Origin of the sequence: Pseudomonas paraglycinae (assembly GCF_021601625.1) — a bacterium.
Taxonomy (GTDB): domain Bacteria; phylum Pseudomonadota; class Gammaproteobacteria; order Pseudomonadales; family Pseudomonadaceae; genus Aquipseudomonas; species Aquipseudomonas paraglycinae.
The window spans coordinates 139848-164919 of the sequence record NZ_BQHR01000007.1; the positions used below are offsets into that span (position 1 = coordinate 139848).

24 protein-coding genes are annotated in these 25072 nt (G+C 60.9%); all 24 read right to left on the reverse strand.

Features of this window, described 5'->3' with window-relative positions; all coding sequences use genetic code 11:
- Nucleotide 1: 1 nt before the first annotated feature.
- Nucleotides 2-1213: a sensor histidine kinase gene (locus tag L6D82_RS12555; protein WP_373870905.1), complete on the reverse strand. Its 1212-nt coding sequence runs from the start codon at nucleotides 1211-1213 to the stop codon at nucleotides 2-4.
- A 110-nt stretch (nucleotides 1214-1323) separates the two neighbouring features.
- Nucleotides 1324-2799, reverse strand: coding sequence for a sigma-54 dependent transcriptional regulator (locus L6D82_RS12560; protein ID WP_003222863.1), 1476 nt, complete (start codon nucleotides 2797-2799; stop codon nucleotides 1324-1326).
- 172 nt (nucleotides 2800-2971) lie between these two features.
- Entirely contained in the window at nucleotides 2972-3268 is a 297-nt protein-coding gene (fliT, locus tag L6D82_RS12565) for a flagellar protein FliT (protein ID WP_039765621.1), read from the reverse strand.
- A gap of 10 nt (nucleotides 3269-3278) precedes the next feature.
- Nucleotides 3279-3677, reverse strand: coding sequence for a flagellar export chaperone FliS (fliS, locus tag L6D82_RS12570; RefSeq protein ID WP_085733752.1), 399 nt, complete (start codon nucleotides 3675-3677; stop codon nucleotides 3279-3281).
- 129 nt (nucleotides 3678-3806) lie between these two features.
- The gene (fliD, locus tag L6D82_RS12575) at nucleotides 3807-5270 is read right to left on the reverse strand and encodes a flagellar filament capping protein FliD (protein WP_039765580.1); all 1464 of its coding nucleotides are present in this window, start codon (nucleotides 5268-5270) and stop codon (nucleotides 3807-3809) included.
- An 80-nt stretch (nucleotides 5271-5350) separates the two neighbouring features.
- Entirely contained in the window at nucleotides 5351-5707 is a 357-nt protein-coding gene (locus L6D82_RS12580; RefSeq protein ID WP_236189232.1) for a flagellar protein FlaG, read from the reverse strand.
- 71 nt (nucleotides 5708-5778) lie between these two features.
- On the reverse strand, nucleotides 5779-6639 hold the full coding sequence (locus L6D82_RS12585; protein ID WP_007958307.1) for a flagellin domain-containing protein: 861 nt from the start codon (nucleotides 6637-6639) through the stop codon (nucleotides 5779-5781).
- Nucleotides 6640-6882: 243 nt separating this feature from the next.
- Entirely contained in the window at nucleotides 6883-7149 is a 267-nt protein-coding gene (locus tag L6D82_RS12590; RefSeq protein WP_236189234.1) for a hypothetical protein, read from the reverse strand.
- On the reverse strand, nucleotides 7146-8438 hold the full coding sequence (locus L6D82_RS12595; protein WP_236189236.1) for a motility associated factor glycosyltransferase family protein: 1293 nt from the start codon (nucleotides 8436-8438) through the stop codon (nucleotides 7146-7148). Before L6D82_RS12595 ends, L6D82_RS12590 begins: the two co-directional genes overlap by 4 nt.
- An 86-nt stretch (nucleotides 8439-8524) precedes the next feature.
- Nucleotides 8525-9451, reverse strand: coding sequence for a ketoacyl-ACP synthase III (locus tag L6D82_RS12600; RefSeq protein ID WP_085611535.1), 927 nt, complete (start codon nucleotides 9449-9451; stop codon nucleotides 8525-8527).
- A gap of 226 nt (nucleotides 9452-9677) precedes the next feature.
- A complete protein-coding gene (gene pseI / locus L6D82_RS12605; RefSeq protein ID WP_236189246.1) occupies nucleotides 9678-10730 on the reverse strand; it encodes a pseudaminic acid synthase in 1053 nt (350 codons plus the stop codon).
- A complete protein-coding gene (gene pseG / locus L6D82_RS12610) occupies nucleotides 10727-12229 on the reverse strand; it encodes a UDP-2,4-diacetamido-2,4,6-trideoxy-beta-L-altropyranose hydrolase (protein WP_236189257.1) in 1503 nt (500 codons plus the stop codon). The genes pseI and pseG overlap by 4 nt, the downstream gene beginning before the upstream one ends.
- Nucleotides 12226-12921: a pseudaminic acid cytidylyltransferase gene (pseF, locus tag L6D82_RS12615; RefSeq protein WP_236189263.1), complete on the reverse strand. Its 696-nt coding sequence runs from the start codon at nucleotides 12919-12921 to the stop codon at nucleotides 12226-12228. Before pseF ends, pseG begins: the two co-directional genes overlap by 4 nt.
- Nucleotides 12918-13538, reverse strand: a complete 621-nt coding sequence (locus tag L6D82_RS12620; protein ID WP_011333034.1) for a pseudaminic acid biosynthesis-associated methylase — start codon at nucleotides 13536-13538, stop codon at nucleotides 12918-12920. Before L6D82_RS12620 ends, pseF begins: the two co-directional genes overlap by 4 nt.
- Before the next feature lie 31 nt (nucleotides 13539-13569).
- A complete protein-coding gene (pseC, locus tag L6D82_RS12625) occupies nucleotides 13570-14727 on the reverse strand; it encodes a UDP-4-amino-4,6-dideoxy-N-acetyl-beta-L-altrosamine transaminase (RefSeq protein ID WP_236189272.1) in 1158 nt (385 codons plus the stop codon).
- Nucleotides 14724-15725, reverse strand: a complete 1002-nt coding sequence (gene pseB / locus L6D82_RS12630; RefSeq protein ID WP_064594325.1) for a UDP-N-acetylglucosamine 4,6-dehydratase (inverting) — start codon at nucleotides 15723-15725, stop codon at nucleotides 14724-14726. The genes pseC and pseB overlap by 4 nt, the downstream gene beginning before the upstream one ends.
- Nucleotides 15726-15755: 30 nt before the next feature.
- On the reverse strand, nucleotides 15756-18671 hold the full coding sequence (locus L6D82_RS12635; protein WP_236189274.1) for a TIGR00180 family glycosyltransferase: 2916 nt from the start codon (nucleotides 18669-18671) through the stop codon (nucleotides 15756-15758).
- Nucleotides 18672-18726: 55 nt separating this feature from the next.
- Nucleotides 18727-19464 (reverse strand): cephalosporin hydroxylase family protein, encoded by a 738-nt coding sequence (locus L6D82_RS12640; protein ID WP_007958324.1) that lies wholly within the window; start codon nucleotides 19462-19464, stop codon nucleotides 18727-18729.
- 17 nt (nucleotides 19465-19481) lie between these two features.
- Entirely contained in the window at nucleotides 19482-20555 is a 1074-nt protein-coding gene (locus L6D82_RS12645; RefSeq protein WP_236189276.1) for a class I SAM-dependent methyltransferase, read from the reverse strand.
- Nucleotides 20552-21403 (reverse strand): NAD-dependent epimerase/dehydratase family protein, encoded by an 852-nt coding sequence (locus L6D82_RS12650; protein ID WP_085747126.1) that lies wholly within the window; start codon nucleotides 21401-21403, stop codon nucleotides 20552-20554. The genes L6D82_RS12645 and L6D82_RS12650 overlap by 4 nt, the downstream gene beginning before the upstream one ends.
- Nucleotides 21400-22626 (reverse strand): class I SAM-dependent methyltransferase, encoded by a 1227-nt coding sequence (locus L6D82_RS12655; RefSeq protein WP_236189278.1) that lies wholly within the window; start codon nucleotides 22624-22626, stop codon nucleotides 21400-21402. The genes L6D82_RS12650 and L6D82_RS12655 overlap by 4 nt, the downstream gene beginning before the upstream one ends.
- Entirely contained in the window at nucleotides 22623-23183 is a 561-nt protein-coding gene (rfbC, locus tag L6D82_RS12660; RefSeq protein ID WP_007958330.1) for a dTDP-4-dehydrorhamnose 3,5-epimerase, read from the reverse strand. The genes L6D82_RS12655 and rfbC overlap by 4 nt, the downstream gene beginning before the upstream one ends.
- Complete coding sequence (rfbG, locus tag L6D82_RS12665) at nucleotides 23180-24262, reverse strand: CDP-glucose 4,6-dehydratase (RefSeq protein WP_236189280.1); 1083 nt, start codon at nucleotides 24260-24262, stop codon at nucleotides 23180-23182. Before rfbG ends, rfbC begins: the two co-directional genes overlap by 4 nt.
- Nucleotides 24244-25017 (reverse strand): glucose-1-phosphate cytidylyltransferase, encoded by a 774-nt coding sequence (gene rfbF, locus L6D82_RS12670; protein WP_236189281.1) that lies wholly within the window; start codon nucleotides 25015-25017, stop codon nucleotides 24244-24246. Before rfbF ends, rfbG begins: the two co-directional genes overlap by 19 nt.
- Between the last annotated feature and the right edge of the window lie 55 nt (nucleotides 25018-25072).

The following is a 25072-nucleotide window of genomic DNA, read 5'->3' on the forward strand; positions in this document are numbered from 1 at the left end:
TTCACTCAGCTCCCTGTACAGCAGAAAACAACGGCAGGATGACCTGCGCGCACGTACCGCGCCCGACCCGCGAACGCAGCTGCAATTCTCCCTGATGCGCACGCGCCACGGCCTTGACCACGGTCAGGCCCAGGCCGGTCCCGGTAACCTTGGTGGTGAAAAACGGCTCGCCCAGCCGCACCAGCACCGCCGCATCAATACCGCTGCCGCTGTCACTGACACACAAACGCAGGGTGTTGTCGCGGGTATAGCAATGCACCTTCAGACGTACCTCGCCGGCACTCGCCTGAATGGCGTTTTCAATCAGATTGAGCAAAGCGCCGACCAGCGTGTCGCGATTGCACAGCAACTCACCGGCATGGCTGTCGCACTGCCAGCGGATCGGCAGATCCTGTACATGAGTCAGCGCTGCGGCCTGCAACGACTGCATCAAGGTATTGGGCGTGATGCGATCAGTCAGCGGCAATTCTCCGCGAGCGAACACCAGCATGTCGCGCACCTGATGCTCGAGTTCGTGCAGGCGCTCCTTGAGGCGACCGGCGAAACGCTGCTGGGTGGCGACCGGCAGTTCCTGCTCGGTCAAATGACTGGCGTACAGCAAGGCGGCGGACAACGGCGTACGAATTTGATGAGCCAGCGAAGCGACCATCCGACCCAGGGAAGACAGTCGCTCGTGGCGCGCAAGCTGATCCTGCAAGTGACGGGTTTCAGTCAGGTCGTTGAGCAGCACCAACTGCCCCGGCTCGGCATCCAGCGAGCGGGTGGCAATCGACAGGCGTCGACCGTTCTTCAAGGAAATTTCGTGGCCGTCATCTTCACGAGGCGCGAAGCAACGGGCGATGACATGGCGCCACAGCTCGCCTTCCAGAGGCAGGCCCAGCAGATCGATGGCGGCCGGATTGGCCTCGCACACGATGCCGTGACCGTCGATGACGATGACGCCACCGGGCAACAGATCGAGGAGGTTTTGCAGACGGTTGGCCAGGCGTTCTTTTTCCGCCAGTTCCTGCATGCGTTGGGCGCTGACTACGGCCAGTTCGCCCTTGAGCTCGGTGACCCGGGCTTCGAGCATGCTGTAGGAGTCGGTCAACTGGCTCGACATCTGGTTGAACAGGGCGAATGCCTGCTCAAGACCCTGGCGGCTCGCCTGCTCTACGGACGGCAGTTGCCCCGAGGACTCGGGAACAGAAGACATCTGGGAGGCTTGGGGCATTGTGCTCACTCGCTTGGCTGACCGTCAGTTAAACGGAACGTTGCGAGGGACGTAGCAATACCCGTGCCTAAAAAAAACCGCTTATAAATGAAGCAGTTGAAAAACAGGCGTCAATCATCCGCCTGTTCATCTCCTTCACGACGGCTCATGCCGTACTTGCGCATCTTCTCCACCAGCGTGGTACGGCGAATGCGCAGGCGCTCGGCGGCGCGAGCCACAATGCCGTTGGCGTCGTCCAGCGCCTGCTGGATCAGGCCCTGCTCCAGACCACCGAGGTAGTCCTTCAGGTCGAGACCTTCCGGCGGCAGCATGGCGTTGGCGGTGAAGTCCGGCGTGTGGCCGTTGATCGCCACGCGCTCTTCCAGGTCGCTGCGCAGGCTGTCGACCATTTGCTCGTCTTCGTCGTCGACGTAGCGGAATTTCTTCGGCAACTCGACCACGCCGATCACCCCGTACGGATGCATGATCGCCATGCGCTCCACCAGGTTGGCCAGCTCGCGGACGTTGCCCGGCCAGCCGTGGCGGCAAAGGGACATGATGGCGGCGGAGTTGAAGCGGATCGAACCGCGCTTCTCGTGCTCCATGCGCGAGATCAGCTCGTTCATCAGCAACGGAATGTCTTCGACGCGCTCACGCAGCGGCGCCATCTCGATCGGGAACACGTTCAGGCGATAGTAGAGGTCTTCGCGGAAGGTGCCGATCTCGATCATGCTTTCGAGATTCTTGTGAGTCGCGGCGATGATGCGCACGTCGACGCTTTGGGTCTTGTTGCTGCCCACGCGCTCGAAGGTACGTTCCTGCAGCACGCGCAGCAGCTTGACCTGCATCGGCAGCGGCATGTCGCCGATTTCGTCGAGGAACAGCGTACCGCCGTTGGCCAGCTCGAAGCGGCCGGCACGGCTGGTGATCGCGCCGGTGAAGGCGCCCTTCTCGTGGCCGAACAGTTCGCTTTCCAGCAACTCGGCCGGGATCGCCCCGCAGTTGACCGGTACGAATGGCGCGTCACGACGCTTGGAATGGTAATGCAGGTTGCGCGCAACCACTTCCTTGCCGGTCCCGGACTCGCCGAGGATCAACACGCTGGCGTCGGTGTCGGCCACTTGCTGCATCATCTGACGCACGTGCTGGATCGCGCGGCTGGTGCCGACGAGACTGCGGAACAGGTTGGGTTCGCGATGACGGCCGCGCTCGCGGGCCTGGTCGTACATCTCGCGATAGACCTGGGCACGGTGCAGGGAGTCCAGCAGCTTGCTGTAGCTCGGCGGCATTTCGAGGGTCGAAAGTACCCGGCGGCGTTGGTCTTCGGGCAGATCCACCGAAGAATTATCGCCCATCAGCAAAACCGGAAGGAACTCATCCCAGGTTGAGAGTGTCTTTAGCAAGCCCAAAAGCGCACCAGGAGCATTGACCGTCCCGATCAGTACGCAAATGACCTCACGACTAGACGACAAAGAGCCGACTGCCTGCTGCCAGTCATGGCTTCCGCAGGGTAAATTTTCTTCGCCAAGAAAATTTAAGATCACCGCCAGGTCGCGGCGGCGGACGCTATCGTCATCGATCAGCAGAATTTTGGTTTCACGCCACATGCAATAGCAACTTCCCTAGTCAACTCAATGCCCAAAATGAGGGGCAAGCGAGACGCTTGCAGGACACCTTGTGCCTGTAGACGCCTGAAATCTGAAAACAGCCACTAGTTAAGTCAAAAAACCGTGCACAGTCAAATTTATGGCGCACATGTCTGGATTAACTGGGGGTTAATTAACCAAACAGATGGTAAACCTTTGCCGCGTTCTGCGCTTGGGTGATCTGCGACATCTCGTCGACTATCGCCTGACGCTCACCCATGGCAACTTCAAGCAGCTGCTTGTAGACATGCAGCAACTCCTCAAGGTTATCGCGCAACGCGACCTCGTCCACCGAAGCTTCACTCAAGACATCTTCCATGCAGGAACGGCAATCAAGGTCCAGTTGACCGATCGCCTCCCAGTTGCGCTCGGCCAGGGCGCCGACCAACGCTACTCGGGTTTCTTCGATTCGCTGCAATACAAGACTCATGATGATCTCCTTAAAACTGAGGAGCAGGCACAGGCGCGATGGCGTCCCAGCCTTCTTTTACCGTGCTCAGCAAGCCGGCGACTTCATCCAGAATGCGCGGATCGCTGTTGATGTTGGCCTCGGCAAGACGCTTCATCATGTAGATGTACAGCCCGTCCAGATCAGCCAGCGTATCGGCGGAATTCTCCAGATCCAGGCCTTCGCGCAACCCACTGACGATGCCAATGGCCTTGCTGATTGCTGTGCACTTGGCAGGAATGTCCTTGCGCTCGATCGCACCCTTGGCCTGGGCAATACGTGCCAGACCACCTTCCATCAGCATTTGCACCAGACGGTGAGGGCTCGCTTCGGACGTCTGAGCGTGGGCGCCAACTTTCTGGTATTGCCGAAGGGCTAACATCGGATTCATGTTCTACCTCATTTGCCACAATGACTCGTATGAACAGTGTATCGCCAGCGAGTCGAAAAACTTTAGACCACAAGACAAAAACCCGGCGCACGCTCGAAAGCGTAGCCGGGTTTTTGTCGCTCTTGCATGCTACTTCGCGGATTGCTGAGCGTTGAGCGAGGCGAAGAACGACGTGATGTTGCTCGCCGTAGACTTCATCTGACCTACCAGCAAGTCCATGGCGTTGTATTTTGCAGTCAACGTCTTGGTCAGGTTGGCAACACGCAGATCGAGCGCCAGTTGCTGACTGGTCAGGCTCTTGGTGTTGTTGTTCAGGATGGCCATGCGCTGATCAAGCAAACCTGTAGCGGTAGGGAGACTACCGGCAGGCGGCTTCAGATACGGGTCCACAGCCTTGCTCATGCGCGCCAACAGACCGTTGGTGTCGTTGGTACCCGTAAACATCTGCTGAACCTGACCGGTCATGCCCGGCGTGGACATGGTCTTGTTGAATGCAACGGTGTCGAATGTCAGGTTACCGGTGAGCTTGTCGGTCATCACGCCCAATTGCGACAGGTAGGCCATCGGACCGGTGCTGGTCCCGCTCGGCATGGTCAACTGGCTACGGATATCGGCAATCAGCGAACGCGGCAGGGAGTCACCGGTAAAAGCCGCCTGAACAGTCAGCTTGCCATCTTCATCCGGCGTCGCCTTGGACAGGGTGTCGATGGTGGTCTTCAACGTGTTGTAGGCATCGACGAAAGCCTGGACAGACGTCTGCAGACCTTTGGTGTTCGTGTCGACGCTCACCACAACAGGCGTGCCTTGCGGATTCGGGACAGTCAGCAGGTTCAACGACAAACCACTGATGGCGCCGGTCACCGTGTTGCTCTTGCTGGTCACTGTCAGCCCATCGATGGTCAGCGATGCATCTTTGGCGAGCCCGTTGACCGCTCCGGAATCACCCGCCGCCGGAGTGGCACCCATTGTTTTGGTGCCATCGATTTCCAGACCGGCAATGCCGCTCACGCTCAAGTCAGAGCCTGCGCCAGTCTTGCTCGAACTGATCACCAGGCGCGAGGCACCGGTGCTGTCCGTCACGATGTTGGCAGAGATACCATTGACACCCTGAGCCGTGTTAATGGCATCACGAGTGCTCTGCAGGGTCGCATTGGCCGGGATCGTGACATTGTAATCAGTGCCATTCTGACTGATTTTCAGGGTACCACTCGGAATGGCACTGGCAGCACCGCCGGCAAAGGATGCACTGGCTACTTTCGAGCCGGTGGCCAGATTATTCACAACAACACTGTAAGTACCCGAGACCGCGGTGTTATCCGAAGTAGCGCCCAGAACAGTCGGAGTACTGGAGGTCGCCGTGTAACCGGCAAACGCTGGGTTGGTCTTGCTGCCCAGATTGGTCATCGCGGTCTGGAATGCCGTCAGCGCACTCTTCAGCGTACCTACACCGGAAATCTTCAGCGTGTTGGTTTTCGTCGCATTGTCGATCTGCGTCTGCTTCGGCGACTTGTCGGCGTTGACCAGCGCAGTAACGATCGCACCGATGTCCAGGCCGGAACCCAGGCCAGAACCCGGTAAAATTGGACTTGCCATGTGCATCTCCCTTGGGTTGTTGCCAGTCTTTTGACCAATACCTGCGCCTAAAGAACTTCAAACACTATTCATGCCAGCTATCAGACTTTGGCGTCGAACAACACGTGACTTGCATTGGCGAGGCTGTCTGCCAGCTTGAGGGCTTCTGCGGAAGGGATCTGTCGTACGACCTCGCCCGTCTCGCTTGCGATCACCTTGACGATGACCTTGCCGGAATGCTCGTCGATCGAGAACTCCAGATTGCGCTTGATCGACTGAACGAACTTCTCGATCTCCTGCACCGCCAGCTTCAGCTTGGTCTCATCTGACTCCTGACTCTTTTTCGAGGCAGGAACAGCATCAACGGCCTGAGGCTTGGTTTCCGACGGCTTGTCGGCAACGGTATTGACTGGCTTGGGAGCCGGATAAGACACGTTAAGCTTGACGCTCATGTCCATGCTCATCACCTCATAACGTAAAAAGCGAGAGAGCACGCAAGCGCACTCCCCCGCTAAAACTCATTCCGAAATTACTGAAGCAGCTTCAGTACAGCGGAAGGCAGTTGGTTGGCTTGAGCCAGAACAGAGGTCGAAGCCTGTTGCAGGGTTTGCTGCTTGGTCAGGTTAGCAGTCTCTGCGGCGAAGTCGGTATCTTGTACGCGACCTTGTGCAGCAGTGGTGTTCTCGGTGATGTTCTGCAAGTTCTGGATGGTGCTGGTCAGACGGTTTTGCGAAGCACCCAGGCTGGCACGAGTTGCACCGATTGCAGCGATAGCGGCGTCGATTGCAGTGATCGCGTTGTCGATGTTCTGCGAAGCAGAACCAGCGCCAGTACCGGTAGTACCGGTCAGAACTACAGTACCGCTACCTACGGACAGGCTGACGGCGTCGAACTTGGAGCTCAGTACCAGGTCGATGTGGTTAGCCGAACCGGTGTTTGCGCCCACTTGCAGGGTCACAGTACCAGCCGAACCGTCCAGCAGGTTTTTGCCGTTCAGGTTGGTAGCAGCCGAGATACGGGTGATCTCGTCGGACATCTGAGCGAATTCAGCGTTGGTAGCGGTCTGGTCAGCAGTGCCGTTGGTACCGTTACGTGCTTTAACAGCCAGTTCACGCATACGCTGCAGAATGTCGGTCGAAGCTTGCAGAGCGCCTTCAGCGGTCTGGGCAACGGAGATACCGTCGTTGGCGTTCTGGATTGCCTGGGTGTTACCGCGGATCTGGGAAGACATACGGTTGGAGATCTGCAGGCCAGCGGCGTCGTCTTTAGCGCTGTTGATTTTCAGGCCGGAAGACAGGCGCTGCATCGAAGTCGACAGAGCGTCGGAAGCGCGGTTCAGGTTTTTCTGAACGTTCAACGACGTGGTGTTGGTGTTTACTGTTAAAGCCATGACGAATTCCTCGTTGGTTGGGTACTGCGGCTTCCGGCCCTGGCAACCGCCGGGTATGGCCTAGAGAACCTTCGTAATAGTTATCGTCGGGTTTGCAGGTTGCTTGAGGGCTTTTTTTAAAAATTTTGCCATCACCCTGCCACCCCCTAGAAAACAAAGACTTAGCAGCACTTTACCTTCGAAAAAATGACGTCATAAAACCGTCCGTGGCGCAAAGCTGCGGGCCAGCGCCTTCGCCCCTCGTCAGGCGGACGGATCTTCCAGCAATTGAATCAACTCGTACTCCATGAAATCGGCAAGGCCCAGCCAGTCCTGACGCTCCTGACACTCGAGCATTTGTGTGAGCAACTGCGCCCAGGCCAGTTGCTTCTGTGCACCGGCCGACAGCAATGACTGCTGCGCGCCCTCGAACACATCGACCATGGTCAACGCCGCCTCGACATCACGTCCCAGGCGGAACAACCCGGCGCACTGATGGCATTCGTCTACCCAGCTTTGCAGTGCAGTCATTGCACGAACTCCTGGTTGAACGCTGTTCCGGCAATCTGCGCCCCCGCGCGGCTGCTGTTGAAAAACGCCACCTGCGGCTGACTGGCGATGTATCGCTCCAGCACACACAAATAACCGCGAAAATTGAGCTGAGTACTGACGCGCTCGCCATACCCGTCACGCACCCAGTGCCGCGCCTGATTCACCGACGGCCCCAGGTCACCATCACTCCAGCCGGCATGGGTCTTGTTCATCGGGAAAGCAAAATCGGCGCCGAACAGCGTAATGCGCGCAGCGCCCATCTTCACCGCCAGGTCCACGGCCGGGTGAATCACGCTGCCGCCCACATGCAGCAGCGCCCTGGGGTGCTGCTCACGCAATGCCGCATAGACCGGACTGGCCGAGTAACCGCCATAACGCTTGCCCTTCCAAGCCCTCAGCACCTCAGGGTCACTCATGGGCAGATACACCAGCGGGATACCGTCGGACTCTTCGAAGGGCAAATGCCGGAAGCTGATGCGCTGATCGATGCTCACCACATAGTCGGGCACGATGCCGTGCTCGCGCAGCGGCCGGTAGGCGGTATCGACACAAATGAACAACGGACGCCCGGCCCGCTCGCGGATCGCGGCCAGACGTTCGAAATGCTGTTCCAGCGTCGGCCCGGTGCCGATCACATAGATCTCCCGACCGGCACAAGTGCCGAACAGCGTCGCCACATCATCGTCAGCGAGCAACACGGGCAGGCAGTCATGGAGACGTTGCCGGATGAAAGGCGACTGCGGATCGAATTCACGGTTGTTGAAGCTCAGATGCACCTCACTGACGAGCCGATCACGAATTTTTGCGTTGAAGTCATCGGCCAGCAGCATCTCGGCAGGCAACGCAAAGAACGGCGTGCAGATATCCGGCAGATCACCGGCATACAGGAGCTCAATTCGCGGATCTTCCAGCCATTGCCGCTGATCGAGCAGTTGCAGGACCAGGACAAACAGCGCGCCATTGAGAATGTGCACATAGAGACGTTCGAGCCCGGTGCGCTCCAGCAACACGGTTGGCAGATCACCGAGGCCGGTGCCATACACGTGCAACTGCGGCTTGTCGGCCGGCAGACTGGCCGCCTGGATCCGGGCTTCGTGAAGGCGGTCATGGCGACTGGTGAGCTGAATCCCGCCGATGCTCAGCGTCGATGCGAGCCCCTTCGTCAGCTCGGCCCCGATCACCGTAGTGTCTTCATTCATCAGTCGGGCGAACAGTGCCGGCCAGCGTCGCGCGATGACGTCGGCATTGGCCTGGAAAAACTCACTCATGGCGCCTCGCGCTCCCTTCAGGCAAAAAAATAGCGTTCAAGGTTAACCCTTGAACGCTATTTTTGTATCCGTCGTTCTTAGCGGATTCAAGGACGATAAATAATCGCCGAACCCCACGACAGACCGACACCGAAACCACTGATCGCGATGCGGTTCCAGTCGGAATCCATCACGTGTTTTTCCAGCAGCAGCGGCACACTTGACGACACGGTGTTGCCGGTCTCGACCATGTCCTTGATGAACTTCTCCGGCTCGCCTTCGAAGCGTCGCGCCACGGCATCGACAATCGCCGCACTGCCCTGGTGAATGCAGAAGGCATCGATGTCATCGGCTTTCAGACCGGAATCGTCGAGCAGTTCGTGCAAGTGCGCCGGCACCTTGAGCAGCGCGAAGTTGAACACTTGGCGGCCGTTCATGAAAAACACGCCATCGGTGACTTTCAGGTGCGGTGCGCCGGAACCGTCAGTACCGAACTTGGCCTTGCCCAGCGCCCAGACCGGGTCTTCGCCCATCCAGGTGGCGGTGGCGGCGTCGCCGAACAACATGGTGGTGTTGCGATCTTCCGGATCAACGATCTTCGAATACGGGTCAGCGGTGATCAGCAGGCCGTTCTTCAGACCGGCAGCTTCCATGAAGCCTTTGATCGCGTAGATGCCGTAGACGTAACCGGAGCAGCCCAAGGAAATATCGAACGCCGCGACATTGGTCGGCAGGCCGAGTTTGTCCTGGACGATGGCCGCGGTGTGCGGCAGGCCTTCTTCGTCACCGTTCTGGGTGACGACGATCAGCGCATCGATGGATTCACGTTTCAATTCAGGGTTGTTGGCAAACAGCGCATTGGCCGCTTCAACGCACAGATCGGAGGTTTCCTGTTCCGCGTCTTTGCGTGGGAGGAAGGCCGAACCGATCTTGCCGAGGATGAATTCTTCATCCTTCTCGAATTTTGCACCTTGTGCGTAATTGTCCACGCCGGCTACAGGAACGTAGCTCGCAATGCTTTTTATGCCAATCATTACGGCTTCCCAATAATAAACAGCCCAATACCACCGCTCGCAAGGATTCGAGGGGCGCCGACAAACAGAAAACGGCCGCCACAACGGGCAGCCTCGGGGAGCGCAAAGGGCTATCACTGGAACCGAAAACGGGCCAGGCGCCATCTCCCCGGTCATTACAATACAGTGAAGATGCGCGTTATGACTCGCAGGTCACGCTATTTTGCCGAATCGGTGACAGATCGGGTCATTCGACCAATGACCAGCCCAGCGGCGTACCGCGTTTGATCGGCTGGCGCGCACGGCGCCCGAGGACGGCATCGGTGTGCTTGGGCGGCAGACCGAGACCGGGACGAATCGCGCGCACATTGGCCGCCGTGAAGGGTTCACCGGCCGCCATATCGGCCGTGACGTACAGCGACCGGCGGTAGACCAGCGACTTTTTCTCGGCCTCGGTTACGCCGTAATGCACCTGGCCCATGGCCTGCCAGGCACGCTCGGTCTCGACCACCAGACTGGCCAGTTCCGCCGGTTCCAGCGAGAAACTGGCGTCCACCCCAACGGCCGCACGGTCGAGGGTAAAGTGTTTTTCCACTACCGTCGCGCCCAGCGCCACCGCTGCCACCGACACACCAACGCCCATCGAATGATCGGACAGCCCGACCTCGCAGCCAAACAACTCACGCAGATGCGGGATGGTGCGCACATTGCTGTTGATCGGCGTCGCCGGGTAGGTGCTGGTGCACTTGAGCAGCACCAGATCCTTGCAGCCGGCCTCACGGGCGGCGCGCACGGTTTCGTCGAGTTCGGCGATGCTGGCCATGCCGGTGGAAATGATCAGCGGTTTGCCAGTCGCTGCGACACGGCGAATCAACGGCAGATCGGTGTTTTCGAAACTGGCGATCTTGTAGGCCGGCACATCAAGGCTTTCGAGAAAGTCCACGGCGCTGTCATCGAACGGCGTCGAAAACGCGAGCATGCCCAGCTCTTTGGCCCGGGCGAAGATCGGCGCATGCCATTCCCAGGGTGTGTGGGCCTTTTCATACAGGTCGTAGAGCGAAGTACCGGCCCACAGACTGTTCGGATCCTTGATGAAGAACTCGCCCTCCGCCAGATCCAGGGTCATGGTTTCGGCGGTGTAGGTTTGCAGCTTCAAGGCATGGGCACCGGCCTTTGCCGCCGCTTCGACAATCTGCAAGGCGACGTCCAGCGACTGGTTATGGTTGCCGCTCATTTCAGCGATGATGAACGGCGGCGCATCGGCACCGATCCGGCGGTTGCCGATCTTGAAACTGCTCATTGACGGGATTCCTTCAAAACCTTGCTGAACGCGCAGGCACTCTGGGTAAACCCGGCGTCACGAAAAACATTCATCGAGGGCTGATTGGCCGGCAATACCTGGGCGGTGATGGCGGTCATCTGCGGCCAGTGCGCAGCCACAAAAGTCTCCCCCTGCGCCAGCAGCGCCCTGCCCCAGCCGAGCCCCAGACGCCCTTCGAACAGATACAGCGAGACCTCTGCCTCAAAGCCGCGCAGATCGTAGCGCAGGACACCGACCGGGCCGTCATCCGCCTCGGCCACCAGCAGCAACCGCTGAGGATTGCGCAGGCTCGCGCCCAGCCAGTTCACATGTTGCGTCCAGTCAATCGCCCCGCTGTCCAGTGACCAGCGGCGCACCGCCTCTGCATTGCGCCCCTCGAACAGCAACTGCGCGTCATCCGGCGTCGCCAGACGCAACTTGAGCACCGCACCGGCCAGTGCCGCTGCGACCCGCAACGCGCCGCGCCCGTCGACCAGATGCCGCGAACGCTCGGACAGGCTCTGGCGCAGATAAAAATTGCCCACGACAAAGCCAATCGCATCGCGCAGTTGCTCGACGCCGACCTGCTCCCGCGCGCCCATGAACACATGCGCGCCGGCCGCCGCCATCACCTCGCCGTTGGCCTGCTGGTTGTTCGACACCGCAATGCAAATCGTCGGCAGGCCCAGGGCCGCGCGTTCCCAACTGGTGCCGCCGCCGGCACCGATAAACAGGTCGGCCTCGGTCATGCGCCGATGAAAATCGCTGACAAAACTGTGCAGCCGCCAGTGCGGCCGCGTTTCGGCCAACGCCTGCATCTCTGCCCAGGCCGGGTTGTCGGCACCGGCGACGAAATCCACTTCAAGCGCCGAAAAATCCGTCAGCGCCAGCATCGCGTGATGGGTCTGGCGCGCCGCATCGAAGCCGCCGAAATTCACCAGCACCCGGCGCGCCACCGGTTTGATCTCGATGGCTGGGCCACTGAATTCTTCGCGCAGCATGGCGAAGCGTGGACCGAGCAGCGTTCGACAACCGGTCGGCAGCAGCGGCTGATAGTTTTCGCTGAGCCCCGAGAGGTTCTGATTGAGCAGCAGATCCACGCTGTAGCGCCGGGTCGCCAGATCGTCGACGGCGGCGATCCGTGGTGCGAAGCGACGGGCCGCGGTCTGCCAGTGATGGTCGAGGCCGTAATGGTCGGCGATGACCCAGTCAAACCCGGGCTGCCCTTCCAGCTGCGCCGCCAGTGCATCGATATCCGCCTGCCACGGCAGCATCGATTCGATGGCCTGCTCCGGGTCTTCACCGGCGTAGCGCTCCGGCAACGCGAAGGTCTCGAAGCCTTCGCTCCGCAACGCATCAAGCCGATGCCCCGGCAAACGACGGCAGGCAAACGCGACATGACTGCCTTGGGTGCGCAGCACTCGCGCCAGCGTCAGGCACCGGGCGATGTGGCCGCTGCCAATGGTCGGCGAGGCGTCGGCGCGGATCAGCACTCTCATTGCAACTCTCCGCCAGCCTTGAGGGCGGCGTAAAGGTATTCGGCACGCTTCCAGTCTTCGACGGTATCGATGTCCTGCACCAGATGCCGGGGCAGGATCACCGGCAGACTGGCCGGCGAATACAGCACTTCGCCAGCCAGCCACGCCTCGCTGCGGCCCCAATAGAACTGGCCGGCATCCTGAAAGGCAGCCGGCAGATCCTGCGAACGGGTATTGCGAAACTCGGGGTACAACGCCGTCAGTGCGCCCTGCCCGTCCAGGGTCAGGGCGCGCTGCACCGGAAAGCCGAAATCAGTGACTGAAAAAGCAAAGGACTTGTCCGGATGCTGCGCCAGCAACTCCAGGCCCTGACGCAGAAACCGCGCCTGCAACAGCGGCGCCGTGGCATACACACAGCAGGCGTATTCGAAGGCCGGCAGTTGCTGCAAGGCATGCACGATCACTGCCGCAGTGCCGGTGAAATCATCGGCCAGTTCCGCCGGACGCATGAACGGCACGTGAGCACCGTTGGCCCGCACCACGTCGGCGATCTCTGCGTCGTCGGTGCTGACCACCACTTGCTCGAACAACCCAGAGTCGAGGGCCGTGCGAATCGAACGGACAATCATCGGCACACCGTCGAACGGCTTGAGGTTCTTGCGCGGGATGCGTTTGCTGCCCCCGCGGGCCGGGATGATTGCGACGTTGTTCAAGGCCGTTTTTCCAGCAGGAACCAGGTGATGTCGTCCACCGGAAATTGCGGATCGCGGTGATAACCGAAGCCGTAGTCCAGCAGTTGCAGATCAGGGTACCGATCAAGCATTTCCCCGGCGAAGTCGCGCTTGAACAGCTTGCCGCTGTTGCCGCGATAGGACACCTCCACCGGCGAGGGATTGTAGTACTCGGCGATCAGGATGTAGCGCGAACTCAGCGCATACAACTGCGCATACGCCGTCGCCAACAGCTCCGGCGCCAGATGGATCAGCACGCCTTTGCTCAGGGTCAGGTCGTATTGGCGTTCACGGGGAAAATCGAACAGCGAACCGTGCCAGATATTCGCAATTTCCAGCGCACGCGCCTGGGCACAGGCACTGGCATTGATTTCGACCCCGAACAGCTCGCAACGCGGCAGCAGCTGACGCAGCGCCTGCAAGTTGTTGCCGGCGTTGGTGCCCAGTTCCAGCAGGCTGTCGATCCGCCCGGCCCGGGTCAGCGCCTTGGCGAACAACGCCAGATTGGCCGCCACCAGTGGCTGGCCGACGTTGCGGTCAACGTACTGGTTACCGAATTCGCCCTGCCAGAATTGTTCCTGCTCGCTCAGATCACGCATTACCGTTTTCCATCCACCGCCACGGCGGCAATCATTCAGTCAACCGACGCAATTGCTCGACCACGTAGTCCTGCTGCTGATCGCTCAGCAACGGGAACAGCGGCAGGCTGATCGCTTCGGCGTAATAACGCTCGGCTTCGGGAAAGTCTCCCTCGGCAAAACCCAGATCACGATAGTACGGCTGCAAATGCAGCGGAATGTAGTGCAGGTTCACGCCGATGCCGTCGGCGCGCAAGCCTTCGAACACCTGACGGTGACTGAGGCTGATGCGCTCGGTCTGCAAACGCACCACGTAAAGATGCCAGGCCGATTCAGCCTCCGGCTGGAGGCTCGGCACGGTGACTGGCAAGTACGCCAGCAGACGGTCGTAACGCGCGGCCAGCTCCCGGCGACGGGCGATGAACTCGTCCAGTTTGCCCAACTGCGACAGGCCCAGCGCGGCTTGCAGATCGGTAATCCGGTAATTGAACCCCAGCTCGACCTGCTGGTAGTACCACGGGCCGTGGCTGGGCTCGGTCATCTGCTGCGGATCGCGGGTCATGCCGTGGCTGCGCAGGCGTTGCAGCCGCTCGGCCAGCTCCGGGCGATTGGTCAGCACCATGCCGCCTTCGCCGCTGGTGATGATCTTCACCGGATGAAAACTGAACACGGTCATCGCGGCAAATTCACCGCAACCCACAGGGCGTCCCGCATAGGACGCACCGACCGCGTGAGAGGCGTCTTCGATCACCGTGAAGTTGTAGCGCTCGGCCAGTTCGGCAATTCGCCGCATGTCGCAGCTCTGCCCGGAGAACGCCACCGCCACCAGCACTTTGGGCAGCGTGCCGTCCCGTTCGGCAGCATCGAGTTTGCTCGCCAGAACTTCAGCATCGAGGTTCCAGGTCAGCGGATCGATGTCCACGAAATCAACGTCGGCGCCGCAGTAACGGCCGCAATTGGCCGACGCGAGAAAGGTGTTCGGCGTGGTCCACAAGCGGTCGCCCGCGCCGAGCCCCGCCGCGAGACAGGCAATGTGCAGCGCCGCCGTGGCGTTGCACACCGCCACGGCGAAGTCGGCCTGACAACGCTCGGCCATCGCCTGCTCGAAGCGCTCGATAGTCGGGCCCTGGGTCAACCAGTCGGACTGCAACACCTCGACGACCGCGTCGATGTCCGCCTGGTCGAGGCTTTGCCGACCGTAGGGGATCATACCGACAGCTTCGCGTGCAGGTCGGCGATCTGTCCTACCGAGAGGAAGTGCGGGTTGGTGTCGGAGCGGTACTCGAAGTCTTCGCCAACCGGTACGCCACGCTCACCGAGTTTGTCCTCGGCAAAATCCACATCGACGCTGGTGAAGCGAATCGACGGCTGGATGGTGTAGTGATCGGCGAACTCCAGGGTCATCCGCGCATCGTCCAGCGGCACCATCAGCTCGTGCAGTTTCTCGCCCGGACGGATGCCGACGTTCTTGTGCGGCAGATGCTCGGCCATGCCACGCGCGAGATCGACCACGCGAATCGACGGGATCTTCGGCACGAACACTTCACCGCCGTGCATCCGCGCAAAGCTGTCGAGCACGAATTGCACGCCGTGATCGAGGGTGATCCAGAACCGGGTCATGCGCTCATCGGTGATCGGCAGCTCTGTCGCGCCGTCGGCGATGAGCTTGCTGAAGAACGGCACCACTGACCCGCGCGAACCAGCCACGTTGCCGTAGCGCACCACGGCGAAACGCGTCTGCTGTTCACCGGCGATGTTGTTGGCCGCGACGAACAACTTGTCCGACAGCAACTTGGTGGCGCCGTACAGGTTGATCGGGCTCGCGGCCTTGTCGGTGGACAGCGCGACAACTTTCTTCACGCCGTTGTCGATGGCGGCGGCGATGATGTTTTCCGCGCCGTTGACGTTGGTGCGGATGCATTCGGTCGGGTTGTATTCCGCCGCCGGCACCTGCTTCAACGCCGCGGCATGCACCACGTAATCGATGCCGCGCATGGCCTGGCGCAGACGATCGGCGTCGCGCACGTCACCGAGGAAGTAACGCATGCACGGCGCGTTGAACGTCTGCTGCATTTCGTATTGCTTGAGCTCATCCCGGGAGAACACCACCACGCGCTTGGGCTGGTATTGCTCGAGCAGGCGCGCGATGAACTTGCGCCCGAACGAGCCGGTGCCGCCGGAGATGAAAATCGACTTACCGTTGAACATGTCTTGAGTTCCGTTCCTTGTGCGCCAGACCTAGGCGATCAATTGCGCCCAGTTCAGCGAAGCGCTGTCGTTCAGCACAAAGCCTTTGCCAGTCAGGCTCAGGTTGGCGTTGTACGCCTGATCCTGAGCGAACGCCGCCGCCCATTTTTCCTGCAATGCAGCCAGTGCCTGATCAGCCTGGGCGATATCGCCCTGATGGATGACTTGCACCGATGGCGTCCAGACAGTCAGGTAGCCGGCCTGACCGGCCTTCAGGCACAGGTCGACATCGCTGAAGCCGGCAGCGAACGTGCTGTCGTCCAGACCGCCCAGAGCCTCGAACAATTCTTTGCGCACCATCAGGCAAACGCTGGAAACCGCCGAGTAGTTCTGGTCCACGGACAACCGGTACAGATAGCCTTCGGCGTCGTGTTTCTCGCCGACGAATGCCGAGCCGACACCACCGTTCATGCCCAGGATCAGGCCGGCCTGGCTGACCTTGCCGTCGCGGTTGACCAGTTTGGGACCGACCACTCCGATTTCCGGACGCAGCGCATGGTTGAGCAGTGAGTCGAGCCAGTTCGGATTGACCACTTCCGCGTCCGCCGCCAACAGCACCAGAAACTCGCCTTGAGCCTGCTGGCTGGCCGCGTTGCACAGCGCGGCCGTGCTGAGCGATTGATCGGCGCGCAGCACGCTGACTTTCGGATGCTGATAAGTCCCGAGCCAGTCATTGACCTCGGCCGATTGCGAAGCCGTGGTTGCAATCAGGATTTCGTACTTGTGATAGCGGGTGCGCAACAGTACGCCTTCCAGGCAGCGTTGCAGAGCAGACAGATCGTCCCCGGCCGGGATAACGATCGAAACCAGAGGGCGATCGCTATGGTGATAATCGACCTGGTAGAGCCCCGGCACCGCCGACGTGACCTTGGCCTTGTAACCGCGATTGCCCAGATGACGCAGCAATGCCAGACGCTCATGCGGATTCTCTTCCAGCTCCGGCGCCTGAGTGATCAGCAGCGGCTCATCGAGGTGCGCCAGGCTGTTCAGGCCACCCTGTTCAATGATGCGCAGCAGCAGATCGAACTCCAGCGCCTTGCTGAAATCGGCGCGGTAGCCGTCAACTTCCAGCAACACTTCACGCCGGATCAGCCAGTGCCGTGCCATCAGGCCCGGCAGGCTCAACAACAGGTCGAGATTGAAGCCCGGACGGAACACATCCATCAGCGCACCGCTTTCCCGGCGCTGAATCTCGTCCGTGGAAACGGCGCTGATACCGCCGGCGTTCATCAACTCCAGGCTGGCGCGCAACAGGCCGCCGGCAGTGAACTCATCGCCCGCCTCAGCCAAAAGCAACCAGTCGCAAGGCGACTGACGAGCACTCTGGTTGAGCTTGTCGACCAGATTGTCGGGCGTCACGCGGACAAAGTGCAGGGTGTTCTGCGCAGTGGTCGCCGCCGGTGCTTCACCGGTGGTGAACACGACAATGCGAAACGCCTTGCATTGACCTTCGAGCAGGCTGTCGAGGCTGACCTGCAACTTGTCGATATCGTCATCCATATCCAGCAGGAAGATGCCGAACTGCGGGCCACCACCGTTCACGGCCAGATGTTCGGCAATCGACTCGATCTGCCCCGCATCGGCTTGACGCGACTCCAGCCACTTGAGCAGACGACCGGACTGCATCTGGTCGAACACCTGATGGTGATCGGCGACGGTCAGCGTTTCCAGACGTGCGATCCAGTCACGCATCTTCAGCGCTTCCTCGCCTTCGCCAGACAGCTCCAGTTGCTCGGCCAGGCGCTTGGCAACGGTGCGGTTGAACGCATTGAGGTCATGGGCCTGCCACAGACGGTCGAGCACGCTGGCCGGGGTATCGTTGTTGCGCGGCTGGATCAGATGCGCTTGACGCGTCCACACACCCTCGAGTTTTTCCAGTTGAATGCGCCCGGCCGGCATCGCGTGCAGCATGAATTCGAACTGCTCCAGACGATCGAAGAATGCCTGGTTGTAGAACGGCATTTCGACGTACTGCAGGGGACCGAAGCGGCGGTCCGGCCGCTTGAGTTCCTGGTTCCAGGTCGACTGGATAATCAGCTCCGCCGTCAGGGCGCGGCCGCTTTGCAGACTGTCGACCATCGCCTCGAAACTTTGCAGGGCAAACGCCTTGCCCTGCTCTGCATTCAAGTCCTTGATGCCGGTCGGCAGACCCGCCAGGAACACGGCAAAGGCTTCGCGTTCGGCCACGGATTTCGCATCGATATAGGTCAGCGAGTGGTAGACCTCTGTGCTGTGCTCGGAGTTGCCATAGTTGATCTCGCGTACCACATACGGGATCGGCAGGATTCGCGCCTTGGCACTCGCCAGCAGGAAATACACATGGCCGATTTCCTGCCACTGGAAACTGGTGCCCGGCGGCAATGCCGAGTGCCAGGTTTTCATCAGGTCGGTACGGGTGACCGCGTAGAACGGCGGGATGTACTGACTCATGTAGTCGACGACGCGGTCCTGCGCCCGTTCGGACGCATAGTCTTCCTGCACTTTCTTGTCGCGGCGGTAGTAGCTCACACCACCGCCCAGCGTCAGGTACATCATGCAGTAACCGTGGCACATGCCGTAATCCGGATTCGCATGCAGGAAGCCCACCGACTCGGCCAGCGAATCGTGCAGGATGAAGTCGTCGTCGGCTGCCAGCACCATGTACGGCGTGGTCAGTTGCTCAACGCCATAGGCCAGCTTGGCCTGCATGCCCCAGTAGGCGAACTGCGGCACGTGGTGGTAATCGACTGCGGAGAAGTCGCCTTCCGGCCGCTCGGCCGTGGAGTCCAGCACCATGATTCTGCAGGGCAGGCTGCTGTAATACTTCACCGCCCGACGCAGGAACGCCGGACGATTGTGCGTAATCAGCACTACGGTCAACAGCTCGTTGAGCGGTAGCGTCAGTTCAGAACTGTACTTGCCTTGCATAACTTCTCTCCACAACCGGCGACTCGCCGAGACAACGCTTTGGTGATGTTGCGAATTAACGAACGCGACGCAGATAACCGTCCGGCGCCACGGTGATCAGCAGCTTGTTCTGCAACTGAACATCGATCTCGAAATCCTTGTTCTCTTCCAGGTATTTCCACACGGCGGTCTTCGGGTTGTCGCCCGGGCCCCATGGACGATCCGGGAAGAAATCGGCCGGCATGTCTTCAACCACGGTGTCCATCACCACGCAGTAGCTGTCGACCGAAACCAGTGGCGCGTAGAGGCGCAGCTCTTCGAGCACGTGGTCGTGGGTGTGGTTGGAATCGAGCACCAGAATGACTTTCTTGCCTTCAGCCGCCGCGCGCACCTGGGCAGCGATGGCCGGGTCGATGCTCGAACCTTCGATCATCTTGATGCGTTTGCTCATCGGGTGGCTTTCGATGGCTTCGCGGTTGTGCGGACGAATGTCCAGATCGATGCCCAGCACTTCACCGTGACCTTGCAGTTCCAGCAGGGAGGCGTAGTAGATGATCGAACCACCGTGGGCGATGCCGCACTCGATGACCAGATCCGGCTTCACCTGCCAGATGATTTCCTGCATGGCCATCATGTCTTGCGGCAGCTGGATGATCGGACGGCCCATCCACGAGAAGTGGTAGCTGTACTTATGCTTGGCCGATTCGTTGAAGAAATCACGGGCCAGGCCGGTGAGTTTCTGGTCGTCACCCTGTTGGGCGATCTGCTCGCGGCATTCGGCTTCGAAAGCTTTGTTGATGCTGTTGTCGGTCATTTTCAAAATCTCAAGGGTCACTGAAACGAAGCGCTGTCGACGGCGTGATAGACGTAACGTCCACCGGTCATCCGCTTGATCTCTTCGAGGTAATTGGAATTCATCACAAACAGGTTGGCGCCCTCGGGCAAGGCGTCCATCGCCTCTTGCGGCGAGGACACCCGGGCGCCGCTCAGGGGCAGGTAACGCCCCTGCTTGGCCGGGTTGATATCCACCACGCGATCCACCGCCACGCCGGCGCGTTGCAGGAACAGCGAATAGATCACGCCTTTGGACGAGGCGCCCCAGATCGCCGAACCCTGCTCGGGTGCACCCTGGATGATCTGCACCGCGCGCTCGAGGCTGGCGGTGAAATCGTCCGGCAACGCCAGGCGTGGCACCGGTTGTTCCGGGGTCAGGCGCAACGTGGCAAGGTCAGCGACGATGTACAGGTATTGGCCACCGAACAGGTGACCGGCCTCGTGCACGGTGCCGAACATCCGGCGCAGGTCATCGAGACGGAAGTAATTGACGTGCTCGTAGAACAGATCGAACCAGGCGCGGTGTTCGAGGATCCAGTCGAAGCACGGCACTTCGATGTAGATCTGCCCGCCACCCTGATTGGCTTCGGCGATCACCGCCAGAAAACCCAGCGGATCTTGAATGTGCTCCAGCACATGACGCAGCACGATGGCGTCCGCCTCCAGGCCCAGGCCTCGGGTGAACGGGGCCTTGATCACGTCGGCGTTCTCGCCCTCGTAGGCCGGATCGATGCCGGTGATGCGATAACCCAGGCCCTTGAGTAGCTCCAGGAAATAGCCTTTGCCGCAGCCGACTTCGATCAGTTCCTGACCCTTGAAGTGCCGGGCAATGATGCCTTCGACATCGCTCAGGTGCTTCTGGAACTGGCCGGAATGCGCCTGCTCGTTCTGGTAGTCGGCGTCGTAGATGAGCTTGTCGGCGTCGAACGCCGCATTGAAGATCAGACCGCTGCGCTCATCCTGCACCAGCAACATGTCGGCGCGGGCCGATGCCTTCGCCGATTCGGGATCGGCAAAGGTGCGGTTCTGCAGCACCGGCAGGTCGGTGACCCGATACAACTCGTGCCTCATTGCGGCTCTCCCAATAACTGTTGCAAGCGCTCGGTCACCGCCCAGAACGCCAGCGGTTCGTGGGTCGGATACGGGTAATGGCCGAGGTTCAGGCCGATGGTTGCGCCGCGTTCACTCACGCGTTGCTCGACCAGCGCCCGCACCGAAACCGGCTGGCCGCTGGCGCAGTTGATCGTGCCGTCGAAATCGCGTTGGTGCAGGATCGCGGCGAGATGAGCGGCAGCGGTTTCAATTGCCAGAAAATCGCGCAGCTGTTCACCGGCCGACATGTTGAACGTCGCATCGCCGGCATCGATTGCCCGGTCCAGCGCCGCCAACAGACTGTTGGGGTTCTGTCCGGCGCCGTGCAGGTAGAACAGCCGTGCCCATTGCAGGGTGAACGGATGCTCCTGCTGCAGACGTTGCAAAAACAGGTGCAGCGTGTGTTTGGCCAGACCGTAAGGATTGGCCGGCTGCGCGTCGTTCTGTTCGCTCAACGGGCCGCTCTGCATGCCGTATTCGAAGCAGGTGCCGGTCACCAGCACCTGCTTCGCGCCCGCCTCTACCGCGCCTTTGATGAAGCGATAGTCGGCCATCAGGTTGTGCTCGAAATGAAACAGCGCCCGATAGTTCGGCAACCCCGGCCAGGCCAGGTGCACGAGTGCATCGACGCCCTCGGTCAGCGCCGCGACATCCAGATCCGTCGCGTGAATATCCGCGCTCACGAACTCGACGTCATTGATCCACGGCATGTCCGCGGTTTTCTGCGCGTCGCGCGCAACCGCCCGCACCGTGCAGCCACGGGCCAGCAACGCTGCGACCAGATGACGACCGACGAAGCCCGTGGCTCCGGTGACCAGAACCTTCACAGCACGCTCAACTCAGGCACGGCGATCACGAAGCGACCGTCCCACTGACGCACCTGGGCCAGTTGCTGACTGACTTCGTGCAGCAGGTTCCACGGCAGCACCAGCACGTAATCCGGCTTCTCGATATCGATCTGCGCCGGCGCGACAATCGGGATGCGGCTACCCGGCAGAAACTTGCCCTGCTTGTGCGGGTTGGCATCGGCGACCCAGGCCAGCAGATCCGGTTTGACCCCGGCGTAGTTGAGCAAGGTGTTGCCCTTGGCAGCAGCGCCGTAACCGACCACACGCTTGCCGTCGGCCTTGGCCTGCAACAGAAAACGCAGCAGATCATGCTTGATACGTTCGGCAGCCGGCGCCAGCGTCGCGTAGTACCCGGTGGTTTTCACCCCGGCGTCGAGTTCGGCCTGCAACTGCTGTTGCACCGCTGGCTGCACGGCGCGGCGTTCGCCGTCCTTGCGCTGGACGAACACCCGCAGCGATCCGCCATGGGTGGTCAACTGGCTGACGTCGAACACTTCCAGACCGTTGCGTTCACACAGCGTCTGCACGGCACTCAGGGACAGGTAGGAATAGTGTTCGTGATAGAGCGTGTCGAACTGCGCGCCGGCCATCAGCGTCAGCAGTTGCGGGAATTCGAAGGTGGCGACGCCGGTCGGCTTGAGCAGCGTGGCGAAACCGCCGAGGAAATCATTGATGTCCGGCACGTGAGCGAGCACGTTGTTGGCGGCCATCAGGTCGGCGGCCCAGCCTTCGCTTTTCAGCTGTGCGGCGGTGTCGCGACCGAAGAACAGTTCACGAATCTCCAGGCCTTTTTCCCGTGCCGCCTGCGCGGTGCTGCGGGTCGGCTCCACGCCCAGGCACTGGATGCCGCGACCAGCCACGTATTGCAGCAGGTAGCCGTCGTTGGCCGCGACTTCCACCACGCGACTGTCGGCGGTCAGGCCGAAGCGCTCGACCATCTCGGCGACATAACGCTCGGCATGGGCCAGCCAGGTGCTAGAGAACGAACTGAAGTAGGCGTACTCGGCATCGAACAGGCTGTCGGCAGAGGTGTAATCCTCGGTCTGCACCAGCCAGCATTGCTGGCACACGGCGACCTTCAGCGGCACCCATTGTTCGGCCTGCTCCAGCCGATCGGCATGCACGTAGGCGTTGGACGGTGGCGAGGTGCCGAGGTCGATCAGCGGCAGGCTCAGCGGTGCAGCGCACCCACGGCAGTTCATAGACGCACTCCAGCAAAGTGTTGATCGAGCGCGGGATGGCTGGAATCACGCGCTGACAAATTATTGACAGGCAACGGCCAGGCAATCGCCAGCCGTGGATCGTTCACCGACAGGCCGCCCTCGTGCTCCGGCGCGTAATCGGCGCTGTGCAGGTAAAGCAGTTCGGCGTCTTCGGTGAGGGTCTGGAAACCGTGAGCGAAACCGGCCGGAATCAGCAGGCTGCGTCCGTCACCGGCCTTCAGGTGCTCGGCGTGCCAGTGCAGGAAGGTTTCCGAGTCCGGGCGCAGGTCCACCGCCACGTCCCACACTTCACCGCGCAGGCAGGTGATCAGCTTGGCTTCCGGCGCATTGGCGTTCTGGTAATGCAGACCGCGCACGCTGCCCTTCTCGCGTGTGCAGGAATGGTTGATCTGGCGGATGTGAAATTCACTGCCGAACGCCTTCAAACTGCCCTCGCAGAACAACCGCGCGAAGTGCCCGCGCTGATCTTCGAAGCGTTTGTGCTGGACGCTGAACAACCCGGCCAGCGGCAACGGTTTCAAGGAAAACTCGCTCACAGCGCGCCCCGGTAAAGATTCAGTTGGCCGAGGGTCACGGTGCGCATGTCGTCGCCGTTCTGCCACGCCAGATGCCAGTCGAGGGTCTGGGTCAGGCATTGCTGCAACGTCCAGCGCGGTTGCCAGCCCAGCACCTGACGGGCGCGGCTGCTGTCCAGGCGCAGCAGACCGGCTTCGTGCAGGTCACTCTTTTCGAGGCGCAGGCCACGGGCCTGAGGCCAGCGGTTGGCGAGCAGTTCGACCACTTCGCCGACGCTGCACATGTCCGCCTCACCCGGGCCGAAGTTCCACGCGCCAGCATATTCCGGGCCGTCTTCATAGAGGCCGGCGGCCAATTGCAGGTAGCCGGCCAGCGGCTCCAGCGCGTGCTGCCACGGGCGCACGGCTTGCGGGTAACGCAGGGTCACCGGCTCGTCGGCCGACCAGGCTTTCAGTACATCGGGTATCAGCCGTTCAGGGGCGAAATCACCGCCGCCCAACACGTTGCCGGCGCGCGCGGTGGCCAGGGCCAGACCGTGCTCGGCGTACTTGTCGGCCGGGAAGAACGATGCCGCGTAAGACTGCGCCAGCAACTCGCAGCAGGCCTTGCTGCTGCTGTAAGGATCGTGGCCACCGAGGGCTTCGTCCTCGCGGTACGGCCACAGCCATTCCTTGTTAGCGTAGACCTTGTCGGTGGTCACCAGCACGCAGGCCCGCACGCAACCGACCTGGCGAATCGCTTCGAGCAGGTTGAGGGTGCCCATGACGTTGCTCGAATAAGTGCCGAGCGGATCACGATAACCCTCACGCACCAGCGGCTGGGCCGCCAGATGCAGGACGATCTCCGGCTCGGTGTCGGCGATGATCTCGAGCAAGGCGCCCAGATCACGCAGGTCGCCGCGCTGATCGTTGATGCCTTCGCTCACGCGCGCCAGTTCAAACAGGCTCGGCTCGGTCGACGGGTCGAGGGAAAAACCGCTGACTTGCGCGCCGAGGCTTTGCAGCCACAGGGTCAGCCAGCTGCCCTTGAAACCGGTGTGGCCGGTGACCAGAACCCGCTTGCCGCGCCAGAACTCAGGACTCAGGCCCATTGCTTCCATGGGGCCTCCCCGCTCTGCCACAGCGCTTCGAGGTGGTTCTTGTCGCGCAGGGTGTCCATCGGATGCCAGAAGCCTTCATGTTCGAAGGCTTTCAACTGTTCGGCCTCGGCCAGCTTCGCCAGAGGCTCGGCTTCCCAGGTGGTCTCGTCACCAGCGATGTAAGACAGCACTTTTGGCGACAGCACGAAAAAGCCGCCATTGATCCAGCCGCCGTCGCCGCGCGGTTTTTCGGTGAAGCCGAGGACCTGATCGCCATGGCGCTCGAGGGCGCCGTAGCGGCCCGGCGGCTGCACGGCGGTGACGGTCGCCAGACGGCCGTGGCCCTTGTGGTAGTCGACCAGCTGCGCAATGTTGATGTCGGAGACGCCGTCGCCGTAGGTGAAGCAGAACGCCTCTTCATCCTTGAGGTAACGGCCGGCACGCAGCAGACGGCCGCCGGTCATGGTTTCCTCGCCGGTGTCGATCAGGGTGACGCTCCACGGCTCGCTGTAGTTCTGGTGCACGTCCATGCGGTTGTTGCGCATGTCGAACGTGACGTCGGAGGTGTGCAGGAAGTAGTTGGCGAAGAAGTCCTTGATCGCGTAGCCCTTATAGCCGAGGCAGATCACGAAGTCGTGGATTCCGTGGGCGGAATACTGCTTCATGATGTGCCAGAGAATTGGCTTGCCGCCGATCTCGATCATTGGCTTGGGCTTGAGGTGCGACTCTTCACTGATGCGCGTGCCGAGGCCACCCGCCAAAATAACTGCCTTCATCGTCTCCCCTCTTCTACGTCACAGGGCTTGGCCTCGCTGTTGCAGGCCTTTGCGG